At 70.5% G+C, this 8,399-nt stretch carries 6 protein-coding genes; 4 read left to right on the plus strand and 2 right to left on the minus strand.

Going from position 1 to position 8,399, the window contains the following annotated elements:
• The first annotated feature begins 361 nt into the window (after nucleotides 1-361).
• Entirely contained in the window at nucleotides 362-1,858 is a 1,497-nt protein-coding gene (locus PLE19_23215) for a hypothetical protein (GenBank protein ID HPD17859.1), read from the plus strand.
• A 14-nt stretch (nucleotides 1,859-1,872) separates the two neighbouring features.
• Nucleotides 1,873-2,541 (plus strand): nucleoside monophosphate kinase, encoded by a 669-nt coding sequence (locus tag PLE19_23220; GenBank protein ID HPD17860.1) that lies wholly within the window; start codon nucleotides 1,873-1,875, stop codon nucleotides 2,539-2,541.
• Between the two features lie 26 nt (nucleotides 2,542-2,567).
• Here PLE19_23220 and PLE19_23225 read toward each other — a convergent pair whose 3' ends face one another.
• Nucleotides 2,568-3,182, minus strand: coding sequence for a glycine zipper domain-containing protein (locus tag PLE19_23225; protein ID HPD17861.1), 615 nt, complete (start codon nucleotides 3,180-3,182; stop codon nucleotides 2,568-2,570).
• 1,396 nt (nucleotides 3,183-4,578) lie between these two features.
• A complete protein-coding gene (locus PLE19_23230; GenBank protein HPD17862.1) occupies nucleotides 4,579-6,411 on the minus strand; it encodes a c-type cytochrome in 1,833 nt (610 codons plus the stop codon).
• Nucleotides 6,412-6,605: 194 nt separating this feature from the next.
• Here PLE19_23230 and PLE19_23235 point away from each other — a divergent pair, with 194 nt between their 5' ends.
• Entirely contained in the window at nucleotides 6,606-7,385 is a 780-nt protein-coding gene (locus tag PLE19_23235) for a 3-oxoacyl-ACP reductase family protein (protein ID HPD17863.1), read from the plus strand.
• Nucleotides 7,386-7,455: 70 nt separating this feature from the next.
• Nucleotides 7,456-8,367, plus strand: coding sequence for an aldo/keto reductase (locus PLE19_23240; GenBank protein ID HPD17864.1), 912 nt, complete (start codon nucleotides 7,456-7,458; stop codon nucleotides 8,365-8,367).
• The last annotated feature ends 32 nt before the right edge of the window (nucleotides 8,368-8,399 follow it).

Genomic DNA, 8,399 nt, shown 5'->3' on the forward strand with positions numbered 1-8,399 from the left:
CCGCCTCTCCCCAGGGCTCCCTTCGGTCGCCCTGGGCTACGGCTCAAACGCCCCCTTCGGGGGCTAGACCCCAGCCCCCGGAAGATGTGGGCGAAGAGCAGGGCAGCGCCCTGGGTTGAGTGGGATTCACGGGTTCAGCCCTGAAGGGGTGAGGTAGAGGCTCTCTATTCCGCCCTTTCCGGGCTGCCGCGGGGCGGTCTTGTTCCCAGGGCGTTGCCCTGGGCTATCCTATTTCGCTCCTTCGGAGCTCCCGCAGCCACCCACAATTCCGGCCCACACCCGAGGCTTGCCGCGCGGTTGACAGGCGGCGGGCGAGCGGCTAGGATGCTCGGGACCCGCCCCCGCATGGAGGAAACTCCGGATGTATGTGACGCTCCACTTCGATGTGGAAGACACCGTGTATCCGCCCGAGGCCCGGACGGATGACGTGCCCGGCTGGATCGCCCAGACGCTGTCGAAGGCGGGCCTGCGCGGCACGTTTCACGTGATCGGCGACAAGGCCCGGGCGATGCTCCAGCGCAACCGGCTGGACGCCCTGGCCTCGATGGCCGAGCACGACATCAGCATCCACACCGACTCGAACAACCACCCCGTGGTGCCCGAGATGGTCGAGCACTGCGGCTGGGCCGACGGGGTGGAGCGCCTGGTGGAGTACGAGACGCGGGCCGCCGAGGCCCTCAAGAAGGCGTTCTGGAAGATGCCCGTGGCGACCAGCCGCCACGCCGTTTTCACCGCGCCCCAGAGCCACGGCGCGGCCGCCGAGCTGGGCCTGCCTTATGTCTACAGTTGGGCCTACTGCCCCGGCCACGCCGGCCCCGTGTGGTTTGCCGGCAGCCTGTGCTTTCCCACCCATTGCGGCGCGGGCGAGTCCGTCACGTCGTACCTGTCCTTCGGTCCCGAGGGGGCGCTGAGCCGCGACGATGCCTTCGAGGCGCAACTGCGCCGGCTGGGGGAGGAGCTGGACCGCCGCGTGGCGGCCGGCATCGAGTGCCTGACGCTCTTCGTCGCGCATCCGGTGCGGGTGCTGGTCAAGGGGTGGACCGAGGACGAGTTGTTCGCCAACGGGCGCAATCGCACGATGGCGGAGCTCGGCTTCGCCTACGAGCTGCGCACGGCGGCCGAGATGGAGACCGCGCGCGCCAATTTCGCGCGCCTGTGCGCCTATCTGAAGAGCCGCCAGGACCTTCAGGTGATCGGGATCGGGCGGGCGGCCGAGCTGTTCGCGCGCCAGGCGGAGGCGATCTCGCGCGACACGCTGCGCGAGTACTGCTCGAGCGGCGAGGACGCGCTGGCGCCGCGCCTGCACGCCTTCTGTTCGCCGGCCGAGCTGCTCGTGGCCATGGCCGATTCGCTGGTGGCGGCGGAGCGGCGCGGCGCCCTGCCGCGCGCCGTGGCGCGCCGCCGCGTGCTCGGCCCCGTGGCCAAGCCGGTGCTGGTGGCCGAGAGGCCGTTCGCCTCATACGAGGAGTTCCTGGGCCTCTGCCGCGCCCTCGTCGAGCAGGTGGACGAGACGGGCCACCTGCCCGCGAACCTGCCCCTGGGCGACGCGCGGGTCGGGCTGGGCAGCCTGCACGCGGCGTGCGTCACCGCGTTCCGGGCCGCGTGCGCCGGCGAGCGCCTGGCGCGGCTGCGGCTGCCCAAGGTGCCGCGCTATCCGGCGGCCGCGCACGAGCTGGAGAAGCCGATGGGCTGGATCGAGGAGTGCGGGTTCCTCGGCCCGGATTTCTCGGTGGATCGGCTGCGGCTGCACATGCGCCTTCAGACCTGGTCGCTCAAGCCCGCGCGCACGCGGGTGCCCTCGGGGCCGTGCCTGGAGGCGGGAGGGTTCGTGCGGGCCGACGCGGCGACGGCGCCGTAGCCGGGGGAGGGGGGATGGCGCCGCCGATTCGCGCCGTGCTGCTGGTGGGGCCGACGGGTTCGGGCAAGAGCCCGGTGGGCGCGCGGCTGGAGCAGGCGGGCGGGTTCCACCACTTCGATTTCGGGGCGGAGCTTCGCGCGGCGGCGCGCGGCGAGCGCGGCCTGGCGCCCGCCGATGTGGCCTACGTGCAGGGCGTGCTGGAGGCGCAGGCCCTGCTGCCCGACGAGCGATTCCCGATTGCCGAGGAGCTGCTCCGCCGCTTTCTGCGGCGCCGCGGCTTCGAGCCCTCCGCCGATGTGCTCGTGCTCAACGGCCTGCCGCGCCACGTGGGGCAGGCCCGCGCTCTGGCCGCCACGGTGCGGGTGGAGGCCGTGGCGGTGCTGGAGTGCGATGCGGCGGCGGCGCACGCGCGCGTGGCCCGCCGGCGTCGCGGGGAGGGGCCCGACCACGCCGGGCGCCCCGACGACGCGCCCGAGGCGGTGGCCCGCAAGCTGGCCCGCTACGCGCGCGAGACCGAGCCGCTGGTGGCGCATTACGCGGCGCAGAGCGGCGTTCGAGTGCTGCGGATCCCCGTTGGGGCGGAGACGGCCGAGGAGGCGATCGCGGCCGAGATCGCCCGCAGCCTGCTCCAGGTCGGCGGGGCCAATGGAAAGGGGGCAGCGGCATGCTGCCCCCTCGAGTGAGTGGCGTCGCGCGGGCCTGGCGCCGGTCAGTTCACCACGAACGTGGCGCTGCGCTGGCCCTGGGCGCCGGCTCCCGCCACGACGACGTCGAGCTGGTACTGGCCCTTGGGCGTGTCGGCGCGCAGTTGGATGGGCACCTGGGTGGTGTAGGTGCCGGGCGTGCGGCTGACGTTGGAGGTCAGCTCCGCCACCTTGGTGCCGTTGAACGTGACGACGCGGGTCTCGACCAGGGGGACGGCGGTCTGGTCGTTGGGCGCCATGACCGCATAGGTGACCTGGAGGTTCACTGTGCCGCCGGGGGTGGTCGCGGCGGGGTCCACCAGGGCGCCGGCCACTTCCACGCGCGTGCCCTGGGCGGGGGCGTAGTTGTAGGCCTGATTGGTGGCCGCGGCCTCGCGGTCTCTGCGCTCCATCATGTTGCCGATGATGCCGCCGGCGAGGGCGCCGATGAGAGCGCCGCCGATCACGGCGCGGCCTCGACGGTGGTGGCCCGATACTGCATAGCCCAGCGCGCCGCCGGCCGCGGCGCCGATGGCGGCGCCGGTCACGGTCTTGGGGTTGTCTCTGATCCAGCCGCAGCCCTGGGATGCCAGGGCCGCCACGCAAAGCACTGCCACACGCTTACACAGTCGCTGATTCATCTCACTGCCTCCTGGAGGTCAAGGGTCCCTGCACCATGAGCCACCTGCATTATGCCACTGTGCAGGGGCAGATGTCAAGCGCCGCTCGGCAGGGCACCCGCTTCCTGCACGCCACGCAGGGTTCCCCCCTTTGTACGGACGCAGAAGCGGGCCGATTATTCAGGCGCTTCAGGGTTTGGCGGTCTTGTTCGACTGGGCCTGGTGCGGGTCGTGGGCATGCCAGCTCCTGGCGGACCTGGCGGTTCCTCGGGAGGGCTGTGCGGCGTTTTCCTCTTCGGCGAAGAGTGGTTGCGGGATCGGGAACCTCCCGCGGGTTGCCAACCCGCGGGAGGTTGGGGTTGGACGCGGGAGCGTCCGGATCATCGCCCCCACGCGGAGCGCAGGGGCAAGAAGGAGAAGGTGACGGAGCGCAGGGGCGAGAAAGAAAGCCTGCGCAAGCGGGACGCTTGCAGCTACTCTCCCTCGTCCCTACGCTCTGCCCCCTTTCCTCGTTCCTACGCTCTGGTCACTCTTCTCGTCCCTACGCTCTGCGTGGGGACGGGTCTCTTGGCCGCTCTGCGGCCTCTTGCTCAGGGAAAGGAACCTCCCGCGGGTTGCCAACCCGCGGGAGGTTGGGGTTGGACGCGGGAGCGTCCGGATCATCGCCCCCACGCGGAGCGCAGGGGCAAGAAGGAGAAGGTGACGGAGCGCAGGGGCGAGAAAGAAAGCCTGCGCAAGCGGGACGCTTGCAGCTACTCTCCCTCGTCCCTACGCTCTGCCCCCTTTCCTCGTTCCTACGCTCTGGTCACTCTTCTCGTCCCTACGCTCTGCGTGGGGACGGGTCTCTTGGCCGCTCTGCGGCCTCTTGCTCAGGGAAAGGAACCTCCCGCGGGTTGCCAACCCGCGGGAGGTTGAGGTTCTGTGCCGAGTGGCTGGCGGGCGTCGCCTGCCCATGCTGTATCAACCCTGTGAGGGGGGAAGTGATACAGCATGGGCAGATGGGCGAAAATGGGCGATTCTCGCGGCTCCGGCCATGCTCGCTCATCTGCGGGATGAGCCAGCATGTGAGGAGGAGAGCGTTGAGAGGGTAAGGCATTGCGGCATAGGTGGTTATGTAGTGGCCTTCGCTGGCGCCGCAGCGGCGGTCCCACGCTCCCCAATGGCGGCCACGTTACTCATGTCTGGTCTGGCGACTGCTTGCACCTGGGGTGGGGAGGCCACGTGGTGTTTCGGCAACATGCTGCCCATACTTGCTCAACCGTGCGGGGGGGAGAAAACGAGCAAGTATGGCGGGAATGGCCACGGACAGGCGAGAATCGCCAAAGCGCCATACTTGCTCACCTGGCAGGGAGGGAGGGGATGAGCGAGTATGGGAGCAGGCTGTCTGGTTTTCCTGACTCGTCGCGTGAGACAGGGGTCAGAGGGAGAGGAGGTAGGCCACGAGGTCCTCGATCTCCTGTTTGCTCAGGTGCGAGGTGCGGCCGTGGCGGTCCCCCGGGTTGAACTTGGTGAGCAGTTCCTGGAGGGTGACTGCGCGGCCGTCGTGCAGGTAGGGGCCGGTGCGGTAGAGTTCGAGGAGGGAGGGGTTGTCGAACTCCTTCACGTTGGCATCGAGCGGACCGGCGGTGCCGACGTCGTGGGTCTTGCAGTCGGTGAAGAGCTCGCCGGTGTGGCAGGCCGAGCAGGCGGCCTTGGAGCTCTTGAAGATGGCTTCGCCGCGCTTGGCCTCGGGGGTGAGCGAGCCATCGCGGTTGCGGTGGGGGCTGGGGCGAGGGGTGAGCGAGCGGATGTAGGCGTCAATCGCCGTGGCCTCCTCCTCGATGACCTGGCGGTAGAGGATGAATTGGAGGCCGGCGCGCACGGCGTGCTCCATGTCCTCGCGGATGCCCAGGGACATCATGGGGGCGGTGCGATGGGCGTTGAGCATGCTCTTGTTGTTCTTGGGGTTGCCCATGCCGTCGTTCAGGAGGTCCCAGTTCAGGCCGTCCACGCGTGCGTCGGGGTGGCAGGTGCCGCAGCTCTGCCAGCGCTGGTAGCAGATGGTGGCGTCGAAGAAGAGCATCTCGCCGCGGCGGGCGAGGTCAGGCTGGACGGCGGGGCCGAGGGCGATGGTGCCGGCGAGCTTGGCCTTCTCCACGTTCACGAGGGCGAGGTTGTCGGAGAAGTAGTTGGCGACGTAGAGGGTGTCGCCCTTGGGGGAGAAGGCGGCGCCGTGCGGGCCGCGGCCGCCCGAGGTGCAGCGGCGGATGGCGCCCCAACGGCTCAGGAGCGACAGCTCGTTCACCAGTTCGGGCAGGCGCGTGGCGGGTTCCTTGGCCAGACGCTCGTGCATCCGGGCGAGGTCAATGAACCCGACCTCGTGGGTGCCGGTGTAGGTGATGGCCAGGGTCTTGGCGTCGGGGGAGATGACCGCGGCGAAGGGCATGGCGTGGCCGTTGCTTGCCTCGTCGAGCAGCAGGGTGGCCAGGTGCTTGCGCGTCTTGGCGTCCACGATGCTCAGGCCGCTGTTGTTCACCCAGCCGCGTTCGAGCTGGGTGGGCGGCAGGTTGAAGCGCGCGACCACGTGGACCACGTAGACCCACGCGCCGTCGGGCGAGCAGGCGATCTGGCGGACGTCGGTGGCGCCCGAGGGGAGTTTCACGTGGGCGAGGGGCTTGAGCGTCCTGGTGTCGTAGGCATCGAGCGCGGCGGCGGCCTCGGGGTCGGTGGCGGGGCCGAGGGGCAGCAGGTTGGCGGCCCACAGCGTGGCGCCGTCGGGCGAGAGGGCGCAGAAGAACGGCTCGCGCGTGGCGGGGAGAGCGGTCACGGCCTTCTTCGCCGCTACGTCCACAACGTTCACGCGGTTCAGGAAGCGGTCGCAGGCGAACAGCCGCGAGCCGTCGGCGGCCAGGGCGAGGCCGAAGACGCCCCGTCCCGCCTCGAACGTGCCCGTGATATTGCCCTTCGCGGTCGCCACGGCGGCGACCATCCCCGAGTCGGAATCGGCCGCGTAGAGCACGGCTCCGTCGGGCGAGAGCGCCAGGCCGGCGGGCGCTCCGCCCACGGGCGCCGTCCAGACGACCTTGCCCGCGGCGACATCCACCGCCGACACGGCCCCTGCCGTGTGGTGCGAGACGAAGAGCCGCGAGCCGTCCTTGGACGCCAGGATGGCGAACGGCGACTGATAGGCGGGGCGCTGCTCCGCGCCCAGCCCGGCCGCTGCGGCCAGTCCCAGAAGCACCGCCGACCCGAGTCGTGACACGCCCGTCATGCAGTTGGCCTTTGCTGGTGAAGCCTCGGAAGGGTGTTTGCCGCTCAACCTCCTCGGGTTCAATTGTAGTGGTTCTCGCCGTTCGCATCAAGCGCTCTGGCCGCGCCCGCGGGCGCCCATGTTGACACGGCGCGGCGATCCCCGTACGATCGGAGGCGCTTGGGAGGTTGTGCACAGGAAAGGAAAGGCGGCCTATGGGCGAGAGGTTCGGGGGCAAGGTGGCAATTGTCACAGGCTCGTCGTCGGGCATCGGCAAGGCGACGGCCCTGCGGCTGGCCCGCGAGGGCGCGGCGGTGTGCGGCGTGGCCAACCGCAATGTCGAGGGCGGCCAGGCGACCGCGCGCGAGATTGCGGACGCCGGGGGCAGGGGCCTCTTCGTGCAGGCCGACGTGGGCGCCGAGGCCGATTGCCAGCGCGTGGTGGCCGCGACCCTCGCCGCCTTCGGGCGCGTGGACATCCTGGTCAATAACGCGGGCATCACCAAGGGCGCGCCGCTCGAGAAGCTCGACGTGGCGACCTGGGACCTCGTGCACAACACGAACCTGAAGAGTGCCTTCCTCATGGCTCGCGCGGTCGTGCCCGACATGCTCTCCCGCGGGTGGGGCCGGGTGGTCAACATCGCCTCGGTGCACGCCGTGGCCACTTATGCCCCTTACGCCGTCTACTCGGCCTCGAAGGCGGGGCTGTGCGGCCTGACGCGCGGCCTGGCCGTGGAGTTCGCCGGGCGCGGCATCTGCTTCAATTGCGTGCTGCCCGGGGCCATTGACCTGTCGCTCTTTCCGCGGTCGAATCAGGCGGTGGACCGTGCCGCCTGGCGCCCCCGCCCGAACGAGGCTATTCCCGCGAAGCGCACCGGCGCGCCCGACGAGATCGCCGCGGCTGTCGCCTTCCTCGCCTCCGACGAGGCGTCCTATATCAACGGCGCGGCGCTGACCGTGGATGGCGGCATGCTCTCCATCCTCCGAGACCGCTGAGGCGGGCACGAGGCGCGTTACCTTCGGTGTCGGTCCCTGGGATGGCCTTCGGGATGAAGGGGTGGCAGGCTTGCGGTGCAGGACCTTGGGGCGGCTCGGTTGGCGTGTGAGCGAGATCGGCCTCGGCGGGGCGTGGCTGGCGGGACGACGCGGCGATCTTCCCCTCGAGGAGAGCGCCGAGATCGTGCGCCAGGCCCTCGCCCTCGGCATCAACTACATAGACACGGCGCGGGCCTATGGCCGCTCGGAGGAGATCCTCGGCGTCGCTCTGGAGGGCGTGTCGCAACCCTACCGCCTCGCCACCAAGGCCGGCTGCACCCCGCACGGCTTCGACTACTCGCGCGACGCGGTGCTGGCCAGCTTCGAGACCAGCCTGCGCCTGCTGCGGCGCGACCGGGTGGACCTCCTCCAGCTCCACGAGGCGCCCACGGCCGGCTGGGACCGCCTGATGGGCAAGGGCGGCGCGGCCGAGGCCCTGCACCACTTGAAGCAGCAGGGCGCGGTCGGCGCGATTGGCGTCACGGGGCGCACGCCCGCGTTCCTCGCCCGGCTGGCGGCTACCGACGAGTTCGACACCGTGCTCAGCTACTGCGACTACGATCTCACCACGCGCCTGGCCCGCGACGAGCTGCTGCCCGTGGCCGCACGGCACAAAGTGGGCATCGTGCTCGGCTCGCCGCTGCGGGTGGGCCTGCTCGGCCAGCCCCGCGAGGCCGCCCTGCCCGGATACGCTGAACCGCTCCGTCCCAGGCTTGAGCGCCTCCACGACCTTGCCGACCGCGAGGGCATGCCCCTGCGTCATCTCGCGCTGCGCTACCTGCTCAGCGATGCCGACGTGAGCACGGTGCTCTCGGGCGCCGGCTCGGTGGACGAGGTGCGCGACGTCCTCGCCGCCGCTGCCGCGGGCGCGCTGCCCGGCCGCGTGCTCGCCGCGATCCGCGAGATCCAGGGCGAAGCCGGCAACAAGGAGCGAACCGAATGAGGATCACGCGACTCGAAACCCTCTTCGTGCGG

It is taken from the genome of Planctomycetota bacterium (genome assembly GCA_035384565.1).
Lineage (GTDB): Bacteria > Planctomycetota > PUPC01 > DSUN01 > DSUN01 > DAOOIT01.